Consider the following 15,225-nt stretch of genomic DNA (forward strand, 5'->3'; position numbering starts at 1 on the left):
GATCCGTGAGCACGCTTAGGGGCCATGGACCTTCTCGATCTGACGGCCCAGCCACTGTGGGTGGGGGTGGCGGTATACACCCTCGCGGCCGCCGCCGTTTGGATGGCCGGCAAGAAGGCTTCGCTGTACGCAGATTCGATCTCGCGGCGCACCGGCATCGGCGGCGCCATCGTGGGCATGGTCCTGCTCGGAGCGATGACCTCGCTGCCCGAAATCGGTACCTCGGCGAGCGCGGCGCTGGCCGGCAACGCGGACATGGCCGTGAGCAACCTTCTCGGGGGAGTCGCCTTTCAGGTCGTTGTGCTGGCGATCGTGGATGTTCTCATCGGCCGAGATGCGGTGACCACGAAAATAATGAACCCGAGCATCCTGCTCCAGATCGTGGCCTGCGTGCTTTTGCTTGGGCTGGCGGCGGCCGCGACGATCGTCGGCGACTTCAGCATCCTGGGCGTCGGCGCATGGTCCACCGGGATGGTCGTTGCATACGTGGTGTGCATCCTGTTCGTTCGCGACCAGGAACGCGAGGCCGGCTGGCTACCACAAGACGATGGCGCCCCGCTCGACCCGCAGGAGCAGCAAGGCAACTCCCCTCAAGGTGCGGCAGCGGAACGCAAGGGCGTGGGCGCCGCGCTCATCCTGCGGACCGCGGCGGTCGGCGCCGTTATCCTCGTCGCCGGTTTCCTGCTCACGCGCTCGGCGGAAGCGATTGCGGGCCACACAGGCCTGAGCACCGAACTCGCCGGCTTGACGCTGCTCGCCATAGCCACTTCGCTTCCGGAGTTGAGCACGGCGATTGCGGCAGTGAAGCTGGGCCGGAACGACCTTGCGATCGGTGACGTCTTCGGGGGCAACCTGTTCGATCTGGTGCTGATCTTCTTCGTGGACGCCCTCTACGCCGGGCCCGCGGTGCTGGGTGAGGTGAGCCGCTTCGCCAGCTTTGCAGCCCTGCTCGGCATCGTCCTGTCGACCATCTACCTGATCGGGATCATCGAGCGGCGTGATCTGACATTGTTCAGGATGGGCTACGATTCAATACTTGTGCTGCTCTGCTACGCAGGCGGGGTCGTTCTTCTTTTCAGCCTGGCGCTAGGCTAACCCGGCCGCTTCCGCGATCCTAGTCCATCAGCAGGAGAATGCCGAACGACAGGCCGGTGCCGATGACGAACAACGGCCAGGACCAGAAGAACTGGACCTCCTCGATCGTGTAGCTGCGCACGTTCAGCGGCCCGCCCGTGCCGCCGCCCGAGCCGATGAACAGGCTGAGGATGAAGGCCAGCGCGGCCCCCAGGACGATCGACTTCAGGAAGGCGAACATTCGCTTACCCTTCTTTGCGGGGAACCCACGGCGCCGCCAGCATCACGCGACCAGCTTCAGGTGGGTCGGGCCGCGGCGGGTGGTGAGCGACACGTTGGCCAGGCCGTCGATCAGCGCCAGCCGCTCCGCCAGTTCGCCGTCGAGGTCGAAGTCGCGGCCGAGGCGGACCAGCGGGTCGTTGCCCTCGCCAATGCGCAGGCGGGCAAGGACTTCGCCGCGCCCTTCCGCGCCTTCGCTGAGCGCCAGGCGCAGTTCCTGCAGCGCTTCCGGCGTTGCCACGTCGAGCGTCAGGACCATACGCGCGCTATTGCGCACTTCCGAAAGCGGGCGCGCGCCGCGCACGGTGATGCGCGGCGGCTCGTCAGGGCTCGGCGCATCGAGTTCGACATTGAGCAGCACGCACGTTCCGTCGGCCGCCCAGCGCTGGAAGCTTTCGACCAGCGATTCCTCGAAGCAGGCGGCGCTGAACTGGCCGGAGTTGTCGGAGAAGTCGGCGCGCACGAATTCGCCGCCGCGGCGGGTGCGGCCTTTGCTGACGCTTTCGATCATCGCCGCCATCACCGCCGGCTGCCGCCCGCCGGCCACGCCCGATTCCATCAGCGAAGCGTAGGAGCGCGCGCCGTTTGCGCTGGCGATGGCGCGGTACTGCTCGACCGGATGGGCGGCGAAGTAGAAGCCGAAGTTCTCCCGCTCGGCAGCCATCTGTTCGGCGCGGGTCCAGGCCGGCGCATCGACGAGGCGCAGCGAAGGCTCGTCATGATCTTCCCCGCCGAACAGGCCGTGCTGGCCGCTCTGCCGCTCACGGGTTGCCGCCTCGGCCACGGCCAGGAGCATGTCGGCGTTGGCTAGCACTTTGGCCCGATTGGATTCGAGCCCGTCGAAGGCACCCGCCGCGGCGAGGCTTTCGAGCTGCCGGCGGTTCATGGCGCCCGGCGGCATCCGGCGGAACACGTCCTCCAGCGTCTCGAACGCCCCGCCCTTTTGCCGCTCCTCGACAACCTGCTCCATCGCCTTCTCGCCGACGTTGCGAATCCCGGCGAGCGCGTAGCGCACCGCATAGCCTTCGTCGGTCTGCTCGACGGCGAACTCGGCTTCGCTGTGGTTGATGTCCGGCCCCAGCAGCACCCGTCCGTTGCGGCGGAGGTCGTCGACGAACACCGCCAGCTTTTCCGACTGGTGCATGTCGAAGCACATCGATGCGGCGTAGAATTCCTCGGGATAGTGCGTCTTGAGCCAGGCGGTCTGGTAGGACAGCAGCGCATAAGCGGCGGCGTGCGACTTGTTGAAGCCGTAGCCGGCGAACTTGTCGATCAAGTCGAACAGCTCGTTGGCCTTGGCCTTGTCGATGCCCGAAACGGCCTTGCACCCGTCGACGAAGCGCTGGCGCTGGGCGTCCATCTCCGCCTGTACTTTCTTGCCCATCGCGCGGCGCAGCAGGTCGGCGTCGCCGAGCGAATAGCCGGCGAGGATCTGCGCCGCCTGCATGACCTGTTCCTGGTAGACGAAGATGCCGTAGGTCTCGGCCAGGATGCCTTCGAGCTTCGGGTGCGGGTATTCGATCGGCGCTTCGCCGTTCTTGCGCTTCCCGAACAGCGGGATGTTGTCCATCGGACCCGGCCGATAGAGCGAGACGAGCGCGATGATGTCGCCGAAGTTGGTCGGCTTTACCGCGCTGAGCGTCCGCCGCATGCCTTCGGATTCGAGCTGGAACACGCCGACCGTGTCGCCGCGCTGGAGCAGCTTGTAGACTTGCGGATCGTCCCACTCGAGCCGGTCCAGCTCGATCGATATGTCGCGCCGGGCCAGCAGGTCGACCGCCTTGCGCAGGACGGACAGGGTCTTGAGCCCGAGGAAGTCGAACTTCACCAGGCCGGAATCCTCGACATGCTTCATGTCGAACTGGGTGACCGGCATGTCCGAACGCGGATCGCGGTAGAGCGGCACGAGCTGGCTGAGCGGCCGATCGCCGATCACGACGCCGGCGGCGTGGGTCGAGCTGTTGCGCGGGAAGCCTTCGAGCTGCATCGCCAGGTCGATCAGGCGTTTCACTTCGTTGTCGTTGTCGTACTCGCGCTTGAACTCGCTTACGCCGTTGAGCGCGCGGGGCAGGGTCCACGGATCGGTCGGATGGTTGGGCACCATCTTGCACAGGCGATCGACGTGGCCGTAGCTCATCTGCAGGATGCGGCCGGTGTCGCGCAGCACGGCGCGGGCCTTCATCTTGCCGAAGGTGATGATCTGCGCGACTTTGTCCTGACCGTAGCGCTCCTGGACGTAACGGATCACTTCGCCGCGCCGCGTTTCGCAGAAGTCGATATCGAAGTCCGGCATCGAGACGCGCTCGGGATTGAGGAAGCGCTCGAACAGCAGGCCAAGGCGGATCGGGTCGAGATCGGTGATCGTCAGCGCCCAGGCGACCAGCGAGCCCGCGCCTGAACCGCGGCCCGGGCCGACGGGGATCCCCTGGGACTTGGCCCACTTGATGAAGTCGGCGACGATCAGGAAGTAGCCGGGAAAGCCCATCCCCGTGATGACGTCGATCTCGAACTCGAGCCGGTCCTCGTAGACCTTGCGCTCTTCCGCGGTGAGCCCCTCGTAAGGCTGCAGCCGCGCCGCCAGTCCCCTGCGGGCGTCTTCCGCCAGCAGACGCACTTCGCCTGTCAGATCGCCGGCAAGGCTCGGCAGGATCGGCTTGCGCTTCGGCGGCGCGAAGGCGCAGCGCTGGGCGATCACGACGGTGTTTTGAGTCGCTTCCGGGAGGTCCGCGAACAGCTCTTCCATCATCGGCGCCGACTTGACGAAGGCCTCCGGATTGGAGCGGGGCCGCTCCCCATTGTCGATGTGGGTCGAATGGGCGATGCACAGCATTGCGTCGTGCGCCGAATGCATGTGCGGCTCGGCGAAGTTCGCCGGGTTGCTGGCGACCAGCGGCAGGCCGGTGTCGTAGGCGAGATCGAGCAGGCCTTCCTCGGCCGCCTCCTCGATCGGGTCGCCGCGCCGGACGAGTTCGACGTAGAGCCTGTCGGGGAACAGCGCCGAGAGCCGGTCGGCCATTTCCCGCGCGCGCCCTGGCTTGCCGTCGGCGAACAGCCGGGTGACCGCGCCTTCGGCAGCGCCGGTCAGGGCGATCAGCCCCTGGGTGCGGCCCTCGAGGTCACTCAACCGGACATGCGGATCGAGATCCAGCGGGCGATCGAGATGCGCGCGGCTGACCAGGTGGCAGAGGTTGTTCCAGCCGTCCTCATCCTGGGCGAAGAGCGGCAGGAAATCGATCGGCTCCCCGTCCCCACGCGCGACCCCCAGCAGCGCGCCGACGATCGGCTGCACGCCTTCGCCCTTGCAGGCGCCGGCGAAGGCCACCGTGCCGTAAAGCCCGTTGCGGTCGCAGATCGCGATCGCCGGAAAGCCGCGCTGCTTCGCGGTCTTGGCGATCGTCTTCGGATCGATTGCCCCCTCGAGCATCGAATAGCTCGAGAACACGCGAAGGGGGACGAACGGAGCGAAAGCCATCGCCCCAGATTAGGGATTGCAGCGGATTACGAAAGAGCCCGAGGGCGGGTTATCCCGTCTCTCAAGTGCCTCGGCCGGGGAAATCTTCGCGCTCCGCCAGGGCCATAATCTCGGCGGTCTCGAGCTTGTGGTCGCCCGCCTTCTGGATCACGTAATCGCCGCGGTCGCTCTCCGGCATATCGGCGATCATCTGCACCATCTCGGCCAGAGTGCCGCGATTGAGTGCCTTCATCCCGTCGAGCAGGCCCTGGCCGTCGCCGCGCCGGTGGATCGCGGCGCGGTCGTCCCAGTGAACACCGCCGGTATCGGTGGTGCCGCCGCGAAAGGTGCTCGGATGGTCTGTCATGCAAATCTCCTTCGCAGACCAAACACCCGAGCGGGCCGGAAGGTTTCTACTCCAGAACGCCTTCGTGCAGGCGGACGACGCGGTCCATCCGCAGGGCCAGGCGCTCGTTGTGCGTGGCGATCAGCGCGGAGCTGCCCTGGCCGCGGACGAGCTGGAGGAACTGGTCGAGCACGCGGTCGGCGGTGATCTCGTCGAGATTGCCGGTCGGCTCGTCGGCGAGGACGAGTTGCGGCTTGTTCGCCAGCGCGCGGGCCACGGCGACGCGCTGCTGCTCGCCGCCCGAAAGCTGGCTCGGCCGGTGCGTTGTCCGCTGGCCCAGGCCGAGCGCACCGAGCAGCTCCCGGGCGCGAACGCTCGCGGCTTCACGGTCCACGCCGGCGACGAGTTGCGGGAGGATCACGTTCTCCTCGGCATTGAAGTCCTGCAGGAGGTGGTGGAACTGGTAGACGAAGCCGAGGTGGCTGCGGCGCAGGGCCGTCCGCCGGTCGCTCGGGACTTTGCTGGCGTCCACGCCGCAGATCTCGATCGTGCCGCCGAAGCCCCCTTCGAGCAGGCCGACGGCCTGGAGCATCGTCGACTTGCCCGAGCCGGACGGGCCGAGCAGCGCGACGATCTCTCCCGGCGCGACGGTGAGGTTCACGCCGCGCAGCACGTCGATGCGCACCCCGCCCTGCTCGAAGCTGCGGGTCAGGTCGATCAGGCGGACGACGGCTTCACTCATAGCGCAGGACCTGTACCGGATCGGTGCTCGCGGCCTTGCGGGCAGGATAGAGCGTGGCCAGGAAGCTGAGCACCAGCGCCAGGCCGGTAATCGCGATCACTTCGCCGGGATCGGTCTTCGAGGGCAGCTCCGTCAGGAAGCGGATCTCCGGGTCCCATAGGCTCTGGCCGGTGAAGAACTCGATCGTCCGCACGATCGACTGGCGGAAGAACAGCACCAGCGCGCCGAGCACCAGCCCCGCTCCGGTGCCGATGGCGCCGATGGTGAAGCCGACGGTGACGAATATCTTTAGCAAACTTCGGCGTGTTGCGCCCATTGTACGTAAGATAGCGATGTCGCGGGTCTTGGAGCGGACCAACATTATTAGTGAAGAAAGGATATTGAAGACCGCCACGAGCACGATGATCGAGAGGACGAAGAACATCGCCACCCGCTCGATCTCCAGCGCTTCGAACAGGCTGGCGTTGATGGTCTTCCAGTCCGACACGACAGCCTGCCCGCCGAGCTTCTGTTCGAGCGGAGCGAGGGTCTCGCGGACGGTGTCCGGGTCCTCCGTAGTGACTTCGATCATCCCGATCGTGTCGCCGGTGAGCAGCAGGGTCTGCGCGTTGGGGATCGGCATGACGACGAACGCCTTGTCGTAATCGTAGATGCCGATCTCGAAGATCGCGGTGATCGTGTAGCCGACCTGGCGCGGCACCGTGCCGAACGGGGTCGCGCGGCCCTGAGGATTGACGATCGTGATGGTGTCGCCGAGCCGCGCGCCGAGGTTCATGGCGAGGCGCGAGCCGATGGCGACGTTGTTCTCGCCCGGCCTGAGGCTGGAGATGTCGCCTTGCACCACGTTGGATTGGATGCGGGCGATATCCTCGGGCGTGTTGCCGCGCACCAGCACGAAGTCGGCGCGGCCGCCGAGGGTGGCAAACAGGGGCTGCTCGATCAGCGGGCTGGCGCGAACGACGCCGGGCGTCTCGCGGACTTCCTCGAGCACTTCTTCCCAGTTGTCGAGGCGGCCGCCGTAAGCCTGGATGATCGCGTGGCCGTTGAGCCCGACGATCTTGTCCAGCAGTTCGGCGCGGAAGCCGTTCATCACGCTCATGACGATCAGGAGAGCGGCGACGCCGAGCATGACCGCTGCGAGGCTGATCCCGGCGACCAGCGCAATGAACGCCTCGCCGCGCCCAGGCAGCATGTAGCGCTTGGCGATGGTCCATTCGAACGGGGAGAGGATCAAGCGGCAGGCCTTGCGTGGCTCATGGTGGGTGAGCGTTTAGCAGCGCCACCTTGCGCTGCAATGAAAAAGGCCCGCCACGCGCTCACCCGCCGCGCAGCAGTTGCACGCCCCAGTCGCGTTCGAACAAGTAGAGCAGCAGCCGCGCCGCTTCCCCGCGCGGGCCGGTCAGGCCGCCGTCGCGGTCGATCAGCAGGCGGGCGTCGTCGTGCGCGAGCGGGAGCAGGCGCTGGATCTGTTCGAGATCGGCGACGCGGAACGGCGTGTCGCCCGATTGCCGGGTGCCGAGCAGCTCGCCGCCGCCGCGAAGCTTGAGGTCCTCCTCCGCCAGGCGGAAACCGTCCTGCGTCTCGCGCATCAGGGCGAGGCGCTGCTTGCCGGTCTCGCTCAGCTCCGATCCGCGCAGGAGCAGGCAGACCGACTTGGCGCTGCCCCGCCCCACGCGGCCACGGAGCTGGTGAAGCTGGGCCAAGCCGAAACGCTCCGCCTGCTCGATCACCATCAGCGTGGCGTTGGGCACGTCGACGCCGACCTCGATGACCGTGGTGGCAACGAGCAGCTTCGCTTCCCCGGAAGCGAACCGCTCCATCGCGGCGTCCTTGAGCTCAGGGCGGAGCTGGCCGTGGACCAGCACGGCATCGTCCCCGAAGCGCGCCTGCAGCGCCGCGTATCGCGCCTCGGCGGCGGCGATGTCCTCGGTCTCGCTGTCGCGCACCATTGGGCAGACCCAGTAGGCCTGCTGGCCGCTTTCGAGGTGCCGCGCGAGACCATCGGCGATTTCCGCAATCCGCTCGGCCGAGATCACCCGCGTGTCGATCGGCTGCCGGCCGGGCGGCATCTCGTCCAGCCGGCTGACATCCATCTCGCCGTATTGCGCCAGCGTCAGCGTGCGCGGGATCGGGGTGGCGGTCATCGACAGGCAGTGCGGCGTGACTTTGCCCTTCTGCGTCAGCATCAGCCGCTGGGAGACGCCGAAGCGGTGCTGCTCGTCGATCACCACCAGGCCGAGGTTCCGGTAGGCGACGGCTTCCTGGAAGATCGCATGGGTGCCGATGATAATGTCGATACTGCCGTCGAGCAGGCCCATGAGGATGCTTTCGCGCGCCCGGCCCTTGTCGCGCCCGGTGAGCAGCGCGATCTGCACGCCGGTCGGCGCGGCCATTCGCCGCAGCGTCTCGAAGTGCTGGCGGGCAAGGATCTCGGTCGGGGCGAGCAGCGCCGCCTGGGCCCCGCCCTCGACCGCCAGCAGCATCGATTCGAGCGCCACCACCGTCTTGCCCGAGCCGACGTCGCCCTGCAGCAGCCGCAGCATCGGCGAAGTCTGCGCTAGATCGCCCTCGATCTCGGCGATCGAGCGCTGCTGCGCACCGGTGAGCGGGAACGGCAAGGCCAGCTTGCCGCGCAAGCTGCCATCACCCTTCAGTGGCTGGCCTCGGCGGGCGCGGTTGGCCTGCTTGACCAGGAGCAGCGCCAGGCTGTTGGCCAGCAGCTCGTCATAGGCGAGCCGGTCGCGCGCGGCGGGGTGCTCGCCCTTGTGCGCCAGCACCAGCGCATCGCGCCAGACAGGCCACTTGTGCTTTTCCAGCACGCCGGGTTCGATCCATTCCGGCAGTTCCGGCGCCCGCTCCATTGCCTGCGCCACGAGCCTCGCGACTTTCGGCTGGGTCAGCCCTTCGGCCAGAGCATAGACCGGCTCCACCAGGTGGCCCATCAGCCCCGCGCTGTCTTCCGCCACGTGATCGGGATGGACGATCTGCAGCATGTCGCCGTAGCGGTCGAGCCGGCCGGCGACCCAGCGCTGTTCGCCGACCGGCAGCAGCTTCTTCGCGGTGTAGGAGGCGCGGCCGAAATAGGTCACCGCCAGGACGTTGCCCTTCGCGTCCTGCGCCAGCACCCGGTAAGGGCCGCGGCCGTTGCGGCTGGCCTTGTGCTCGATCGGCGTGAGCGCGACGACGATCTGCTCGCCTTCGCTCACGTCGTCGAGATCGGTCACCGCGCGGCGCTGCACGAAACGATCCGGCAGATGATAGGCGAGATCGCGCACCCGGGTCAGGCCGAGCTTTTCCAGCGGCTTGCGCAGCTTCGGGCCGACGCCCTCCAGGCTTTCGGTGTCGGTGAACAGCGGGTTGAGCGTCTCGGGGCGCATCAAAGCTCTAAAGCATTATCGCCATCCCGGCGGAAGCGGCGATCGCCGGCCGACCGTCATCCCAGGCTTGACCCGGGATCGCTGGCCGCTCGGTCGGACCTGGAGGCCAGCGGTCCCGGATCAGGTCCGGGACGACGAAAGCCGAGGAACCATCCGGGCTCATGGCGCTTTGCGGATTCAACGGACGGACAGGGACACACCAGGAGCGATTTACATGGCCAAGAAAGAAGAGTTCACCGACGCTATTATGCTGCTGAAGCATGACCACCGCGAAGTGGAGGACCTGTTCAGCAAATTCCAGAAGGCGAGCAGCCAGGACAAGAAGTGGCAGCTCGCGCAGCAGATCTGCAACGAACTGAAGATCCACACGATGATCGAGGAAGAGATCTTCTACCCGGCATTCGAAGGCAAAGTGGACGACGACCTCTACCACGAAGCCTATGTCGAGCATGACGGCGCCAAAGTGCTGGTCAACGACATCCTGGCGAGCGGCGGCGAAGGCGAGTTCTTCGAGGCCAAGGTCACCGTGCTGTGCGAGGAAGTCGATCACCACGTGAAGGAGGAGGAGAAGTCCAAGGACGGCTTCTTCGCCCAGGCCCGCGATACCGACGTCGACCTCAAGGCCCTGCGCGACGAGATGCTGGCCCGGAAGGAAGAGCTCATGCAGCAGCTCGAGAACGGCGGCCTGCCGCCGGCCGAGATGCGGGCGCTTTCGCCGATGCCTGCTTGAGGGCAGGACCTGTTTCCCCTGCCGCAGCACCACCCCGCTGCGACTAGGTTCGCCTGCGGCTCACCAAGTCTCGCTGCCCCTCCTCTGAAGAGGAGGGGCGAGGCGCGGCAAAGCCCCCTCCTCTTTAGAGGAGGGGGTTGGGGGTGGTGGAGGCACAGTGTTGTTCACGCGGAGACGCGGAGAAGAAGAAGATTCTCACGCAAAGGCGCGAAGACTGCAAAGGCGCAAAGACCCCCGCGGCGAAGCCGCCATCGACGATCTTTGAAGTACAGCGCCCTCCGGGCGCACCCCCCTCTTCGCGCCTCCACACCTTTGCGCCTTTGCGTGCCAAAACTCCGCGTCTCCGCGTCTCCGCGTCTCCGCGTGCAAAAATCAACGGGGATGACGGACGCCAGTTTGCTAGGTATGTGCCCGGTCCCATGACACTCCCCGATCTCCAGCAACGCCTTGCCCGTGCGAAATACCGTGCCTGGCACCGCGGCACGCGCGAGGCGGATTATATGATCGGCGGGTTCTTCGATGCCCGGCATCAATCCTGGTCGGAGGCCGAGCTGGCCTTGTTCGAGGAGCTGATCGACGAAGACGACGTCGACATCATGGCCTGGGCGCTGGGCACGGCGGAGGCGCCGGAGAAATATGCCGGACCGCTGATCGAGGCGCTCAAAAAGCTGGATTACGTCACCATATAGCTTGCGCGCGGCGGGGCCGGGTCTAAGCCACGGCCTTCGTAAATGGCTCGCGAGCGCTGCCTTCCGGCAAGCGCAAGCGGGTATTTTCGTGTGCCCGGAACGCCTGACCGACTGGAAGCTTGACCTCCCAAATGCCTGATATCTCCCGCATCCTCGCCGCCCGCACGCCGCTCACCCTCGCCTCGCTCGCGCGCGGGGCGCAGCCGCTGGTGCTGGGCGATTTGGCACGCGCCGCCAAAGGCCGCGCGGTGTTCGTGGCCCCGGATGAGCAGACGATGCGCGCGGTCACCGATGCCGCGCGCTGGTTCGCGCCGGAGCTGCAGGTCATCGAGTTCCCGGCATGGGACTGCCTGCCTTATGACCGCGCCAGCCCGGCGCTCGCAGTCAGCGCGCGGCGGCTTTCGGCGCTGCACCAGATCCAGGCGGGCAAGATCGGTTCGCAGCTGTTGGTCACCACGGTCAACGCGCTGCTGCAGCGCGTCCTCACGCCGTTCCGCATCCGCGAGTCGGTTCGCGAGCTCAAGCCCGGCGTCGAGATTGGCCATGAGAGCCTCTCCGCCCTGCTCCAGCGCCAGGGCTATTCGCGCACCGACACGGCGATCGACCATGGCGAGTTCGCCGTGCGCGGATCGATCTTCGACATTTTCCCCTCCGGCCTCGACCAGGGGCTGCGGCTCGACTTCTTCGGCGACGAGCTGGAGAGCCTGCGGCTGTTCGACCCGAGCACCCAGCGCACGACCGAAGTGATCGACGGGCACCTGCTGCTGCCGGCCAGCGAGGCGCTGCTCGACGAGGACAGCATCAAGCGCTTCCGCAGCCGTTATCGCGAGCGGTTCGGCGCCAATGCGACGCAAGACCCGCTCTATCAGGCGGTCAGCGAAGGCCGGCGCCTGGCGGGCATGGAGCACTGGCTGCCGCTGTTCGAGGACAAGATGGCGACCCTGTTCGACCATCTTGCGGCAGACGACCTGATCGTGATCGATTCCGCCGCGATGTCCGCCGCCGAGGAGCGGCTGAACGACATCGAGGACTACCACCGCCAGCGCGGCGAGATCACCGGGCAGGCGGTGGGCAGCTACCGGCCGCTCGACACCGATGCGCTTTACCTTGCGCCGGACGAGTTCGCGGAGAAGCTTGCGACCTGGCCGGTCCACCGGGCGGATATCTTCGCGCAACCGGAGAGCGCGACGGTCATGGACTTCGGCTTCCGCTCCGCCCGCGATTTCGCGCCGGAGCGGTCACGCGGCGACAACGTCTACGAAGCGGCGGCGGCGCACCTCAAGATCGTGGCCAAGGAAGGGCGCAAGCCCTTGTTCGCCGCCTACTCGGCGGGATCGCGCAGCCGCATCGTCTCGATCCTCGAGGAAGCGGGGGTCAAGCTCAAGCTCGCGGACAGCTGGCAGGAAGCGCTCGGACTGGCCACGAAAGGCCCGGTGGCGATGGTGCTGCCGCTGGACACCGGCTTCGGCAGCGAGGAGCTGGACCTGTTCACCGAACAGGACCTGCTCGGCGACCGGCTCGTCCGCCGGCGCAAGAAGCGCAAGGATTCGGACGCCTTCCTGGCGGAGCTGTCGGCGCTCAACCGCGGCGACCTGGTGGTCCACATGGACCACGGCATCGGCAAGTACCTGGGGCTGGAGCCGATCACCGTCGGCAAGAGCCAGCACGACTGCGTGATGCTGGAGTACCACGGCGGGGACAAGCTCTACATCCCGGTCGAGAACATCGACGTGCTGAGCCGCTACGGATCGTCCGAGGAAGCGGTCGCGCTCGACCGGCTCGGCGGCGAAGCATGGCAGAAGCGCCGCGCCCGCCTGAAGGAGCGGATCCGCGAGATCGCCAGCGAGCTGCTGCGCACCGCCGCCGCCCGCGCCTTGCGCAAGGCGCCGGTGCTGCCGGTGGAGGAAAGCAGCTATCTCCAGTTCGTCGACCGCTTCCCATGGGAGGAGACCGACGACCAGGAGCGGGCGATCGAGGACGTGCTGAAGGACCTTTCCGAAGGCCGGCCGATGGACCGGCTGGTCTGCGGCGACGTCGGCTTCGGCAAGACCGAGGTGGCGCTGCGCGCGGCCTTCGTCGCAGCGATGAACGGGCAGCAGGTGGCGGTGGTCGCGCCGACGACGCTGCTCGCGCGCCAGCACCACCAGAACTTCACCGCGCGCTTCGCCGGGTTTCCGATCGAGATCGGCCGGCTCAGCCGGCTGGTTCCGCCGAAGGAGGCGAAGGAGACGCGCGACGGACTGGCCGAGGGCAAGGTCGACATCGTCATCGGCACGCACGCGATCCTGTCCAAGACGACCAAGTTCAACCGCCTGGGGCTGGTGATCGTGGACGAGGAGCAGCGCTTCGGCGTCAACCACAAGGAGATGCTCAAGCAGCTCCGCGCCGACGTCCACGTGCTCACGCTGACCGCTACGCCGATCCCGCGCACGCTGCAGATGGCGATGAGCGGGATGCGCGAGCTTTCCACGATCCAGACGCCGCCGATCGACCGGCTGGCCGTACGCACTTACGTGATGGAGTGGGACGACATGGTCATGCGCGAGGCGGTGCTGCGCGAGCATCACCGCGGCGGGCGCAGCTTCATCGTCGTGCCGCGCATCGCCGACATGGAAGAGGTCGAGAAGTGGCTGCGCCAGTTCGTGCCGGAGGCCAAGGTCGTCACCGCCCACGGGCAGATGAGCCCGACCGAGGTCGAGGAGCGGATGAGTGCGTTCTACGACGGGAAGTATGACGTGCTGCTTTCGACCACGATCGTCGAAAGCGGGCTCGATATCCCGAGCGCCAACACGATCATCATCCACCGGGCCGACCGCTTCGGGCTGGCCCAGCTCTACCAGCTCCGCGGCCGCGTCGGGCGCGCGAAGCTGCGGGCCTATGCCTACCTGACGACGGCGAAGGACACCGCCTTGTCGGAAGTGGCGGAGAAGCGCCTCAAGGTGCTCGGCGATCTCGACAGCCTCGGCGCGGGCTTCCAGCTCGCCAGCCACGACCTCGACATTCGCGGGGCCGGCAACCTGCTGGGCGACGAGCAGTCGGGGCACATCCGCGAGGTCGGCTTCGAACTCTACCAGTCGATGCTGGAGGACGCGATCCTGGCCGCCAAGGCCGGCGAAGCCGGGCTCGAGCGCGACCAGGAGAACCTGAGCCCGCAGATCACCGTCGATGCGCCGATCATGATCCCGGAGGACTATGTCCCCGATCTCGCCGTGCGCATGGCGCTCTATCGCCGGCTCAACGATGCCGTCGGCCAGGCCGAGATCGAATCGCTCGCCGCCGAGATGATCGACCGCTTCGGCCCGCTGCCGGAGGCAACCGGCAACCTGATCAAGCTGATCGAGATCAAGCATCAGGCGATCGCCGCCAATATCGCCAAGATCGATGTCGGCGCGCGCGGTACGCTGGTGACGTTCCGGAACGACGAGTTCCCCGACCCGGCGGGCCTGGTGGCCTATGTCGAGCGGCTGAAGGGCACGGCCAAGCTGCGGCCCGACATGAAGCTGGTGATCAACCGCGCCTGGGCCGACCCGCAGAGCAGGCTGAACGGGCTCATCCAGCTGACCAAGGGGCTCAGCGGCGTGGTCAACAAGGCCAAGAAGCGGGAGAAGGTCGCCGCCTAGGAGCGGGCGGCGAGTTCCGCGAAAGCTTCCGCGGTCATCGGTTCGGCGCCGAGGAAGCCCTGCCAGGCGGCGCAGCCTTCGCGGGCTGCTGCGGCGCGTTGGGCTTCCGTTTCGACGCCCTCCGCCACCACGGCGAGGTCCAGGGCCCTGGCCATGGCGACGATCGCGCGCAGCACGGCGAGGTCGCGCTCGTTCTCCGCGATGCCTTCGATCATGCTCTTGTCGAGCTTCAGCGAGTGGAGCGGCAGGCGCTTGAGGTAGCGGAAGTTACAGAACCCCGCGCCGAAATCGTCCAGCGCGATGCGGACGCCCTGCCCTGCCAGCCTTTCGAGCTGCGCTGCGCTGCGATCAACTTCAGCGACGAGCGCGCGTTCGGTGATCTCCAGCGTCAGCCGCCCGGGCGCGAAGCCGGCCTCGGCCACGGCGGCGGCGATATTCTCCGCGAAGTCCTCGGCAGTGACGTCCGTCGCGGTGACGTTGAGCGAGAGATGCAGCCGCTCCGGCCAGGCGGCGGCGGTCGCCAGCGCACGGCCGGCGATGTGGCGGGTCAGCCGGGCCGCCTCGCCCGAGCGTTCGGCGATGTCGAACAGCGATTCCACGCCGATCCGCCCGAGCCGCGGATGATTCCACCGCGACAGGGCTTCGGCGCCGAGCAGCCGCCCGTCGTCGCAGGCGAACTGCGGCTGGAACAGGATCTCGACCTGGTCCCCGCCCAGGGCGGCGCGCAGCTCACCCTCGCGCCGGCCCCCGCCCTTGCGGCGGTCGGCGGTCATGCGGCGGCGGTCGGGTACGGGTGCCAGAGCTGTCATCCTTGCGAAGTGGCGGATTGCGTGGACTTCGTCTGCGCTTTGCGCGGCCGCGTTGCAAATCGGGACGGCGGTCCATAGGTATTACCCCGGTCCGAGGAGGGGCTGCGT

11 protein-coding genes are annotated in these 15,225 nt (G+C 67.2%); 4 read left to right on the forward strand and 7 right to left on the reverse strand.

Annotated features, from left to right (window positions below; genetic code table 11):
* The first annotated feature begins 24 nt into the window (after positions 1 to 24).
* On the forward strand, positions 25 to 1,095 hold the full coding sequence (locus GRI75_RS12285; RefSeq protein WP_160747286.1) for a sodium:calcium antiporter: 1,071 nt from the start codon (positions 25 to 27) through the stop codon (positions 1,093 to 1,095).
* A gap of 19 nt (positions 1,096 to 1,114) precedes the next feature.
* Here GRI75_RS12285 and GRI75_RS12290 read toward each other — a convergent pair whose 3' ends face one another.
* The 6 genes from GRI75_RS12290 to recG form a co-directional block, all read right to left on the reverse strand.
* Positions 1,115 to 1,315: a hypothetical protein gene (locus GRI75_RS12290; protein WP_160747287.1), complete on the reverse strand. Its 201-nt coding sequence runs from the start codon at positions 1,313 to 1,315 to the stop codon at positions 1,115 to 1,117.
* 42 nt (positions 1,316 to 1,357) lie between these two features.
* Positions 1,358 to 4,825 carry a DNA polymerase III subunit alpha gene (gene dnaE, locus GRI75_RS12295; protein ID WP_160747288.1) on the reverse strand — a complete coding sequence of 1,156 codons (3,468 nt, stop codon included), beginning with the start codon at positions 4,823 to 4,825 and terminating at the stop codon, positions 1,358 to 1,360.
* A gap of 61 nt (positions 4,826 to 4,886) precedes the next feature.
* On the reverse strand, positions 4,887 to 5,171 hold the full coding sequence (locus tag GRI75_RS12300; protein WP_160747289.1) for a hypothetical protein: 285 nt from the start codon (positions 5,169 to 5,171) through the stop codon (positions 4,887 to 4,889).
* Between the two features lie 46 nt (positions 5,172 to 5,217).
* Positions 5,218 to 5,892 carry an ABC transporter ATP-binding protein gene (locus tag GRI75_RS12305; RefSeq protein ID WP_160747290.1) on the reverse strand — a complete coding sequence of 225 codons (675 nt, stop codon included), beginning with the start codon at positions 5,890 to 5,892 and terminating at the stop codon, positions 5,218 to 5,220.
* On the reverse strand, positions 5,885 to 7,126 hold the full coding sequence (locus tag GRI75_RS12310) for a lipoprotein-releasing ABC transporter permease subunit (RefSeq protein ID WP_160747291.1): 1,242 nt from the start codon (positions 7,124 to 7,126) through the stop codon (positions 5,885 to 5,887). The genes GRI75_RS12305 and GRI75_RS12310 overlap by 8 nt, the downstream gene beginning before the upstream one ends.
* Before the next feature lie 82 nt (positions 7,127 to 7,208).
* The gene (recG, locus tag GRI75_RS12315) at positions 7,209 to 9,269 is read right to left on the reverse strand and encodes an ATP-dependent DNA helicase RecG (RefSeq protein ID WP_160747292.1); all 2,061 of its coding nucleotides are present in this window, start codon (positions 9,267 to 9,269) and stop codon (positions 7,209 to 7,211) included.
* 214 nt (positions 9,270 to 9,483) lie between these two features.
* Here recG and GRI75_RS12320 point away from each other — a divergent pair, with 214 nt between their 5' ends.
* The 3 genes from GRI75_RS12320 (at position 9,484) to mfd (ending at position 14,308) form a co-directional block, all read left to right on the forward strand.
* A complete protein-coding gene (locus tag GRI75_RS12320; protein WP_160747293.1) occupies positions 9,484 to 9,999 on the forward strand; it encodes a hemerythrin domain-containing protein in 516 nt (171 codons plus the stop codon).
* A 419-nt stretch (positions 10,000 to 10,418) separates the two neighbouring features.
* Positions 10,419 to 10,688, forward strand: a complete 270-nt coding sequence (locus tag GRI75_RS12325; RefSeq protein WP_160747294.1) for an FAD assembly factor SdhE — start codon at positions 10,419 to 10,421, stop codon at positions 10,686 to 10,688.
* Between the two features lie 131 nt (positions 10,689 to 10,819).
* Complete coding sequence (mfd, locus tag GRI75_RS12330; protein WP_160747295.1) at positions 10,820 to 14,308, forward strand: transcription-repair coupling factor; 3,489 nt, start codon at positions 10,820 to 10,822, stop codon at positions 14,306 to 14,308.
* On the opposite strand, the gene GRI75_RS12335 is transcribed toward mfd, so the two are convergent.
* Positions 14,305 to 15,081, reverse strand: a complete 777-nt coding sequence (locus GRI75_RS12335) for an EAL domain-containing protein (protein ID WP_160747296.1) — start codon at positions 15,079 to 15,081, stop codon at positions 14,305 to 14,307. The two genes, mfd and GRI75_RS12335, sit on opposite strands and share 4 nt — an antisense overlap.
* Between the last annotated feature and the right edge of the window lie 144 nt (positions 15,082 to 15,225).

Origin of the sequence: Croceibacterium soli, assembly GCF_009828065.1 — a bacterium.
In the GTDB taxonomy this organism is placed as follows: Bacteria; Pseudomonadota; Alphaproteobacteria; order Sphingomonadales; family Sphingomonadaceae; genus Croceibacterium_B; species Croceibacterium_B soli.

Excerpts from the sequence above, each read along its gene's own strand:
- dnaE (WP_160747288.1), bottom strand. The coding sequence starts at position 4,825 with ATGGCTTTCGCTCCGTTCGTCCCCCTTCGCGTGTTCTCGAGCTATTCG.
- GRI75_RS12320 (WP_160747293.1), top strand. The coding sequence starts at position 9,484 with ATGGCCAAGAAAGAAGAGTTCACCGACGCTATTATGCTGCTGAAGCAT.
- GRI75_RS12300 (WP_160747289.1), bottom strand. The coding sequence starts at position 5,171 with ATGACAGACCATCCGAGCACCTTTCGCGGCGGCACCACCGATACCGGC.
- GRI75_RS12305 (WP_160747290.1), bottom strand. The coding sequence starts at position 5,892 with ATGAGTGAAGCCGTCGTCCGCCTGATCGACCTGACCCGCAGCTTCGAG.
- mfd (WP_160747295.1), top strand. The coding sequence starts at position 10,820 with ATGCCTGATATCTCCCGCATCCTCGCCGCCCGCACGCCGCTCACCCTC.
- recG (WP_160747292.1), bottom strand. The coding sequence starts at position 9,269 with ATGCGCCCCGAGACGCTCAACCCGCTGTTCACCGACACCGAAAGCCTG.
- GRI75_RS12285 (WP_160747286.1), top strand. The coding sequence starts at position 25 with ATGGACCTTCTCGATCTGACGGCCCAGCCACTGTGGGTGGGGGTGGCG.
- GRI75_RS12335 (WP_160747296.1), bottom strand. The coding sequence starts at position 15,081 with ATGACCGCCGACCGCCGCAAGGGCGGGGGCCGGCGCGAGGGTGAGCTG.
- GRI75_RS12290 (WP_160747287.1), bottom strand. The coding sequence starts at position 1,315 with ATGTTCGCCTTCCTGAAGTCGATCGTCCTGGGGGCCGCGCTGGCCTTC.
- GRI75_RS12325 (WP_160747294.1), top strand. The coding sequence starts at position 10,419 with ATGACACTCCCCGATCTCCAGCAACGCCTTGCCCGTGCGAAATACCGT.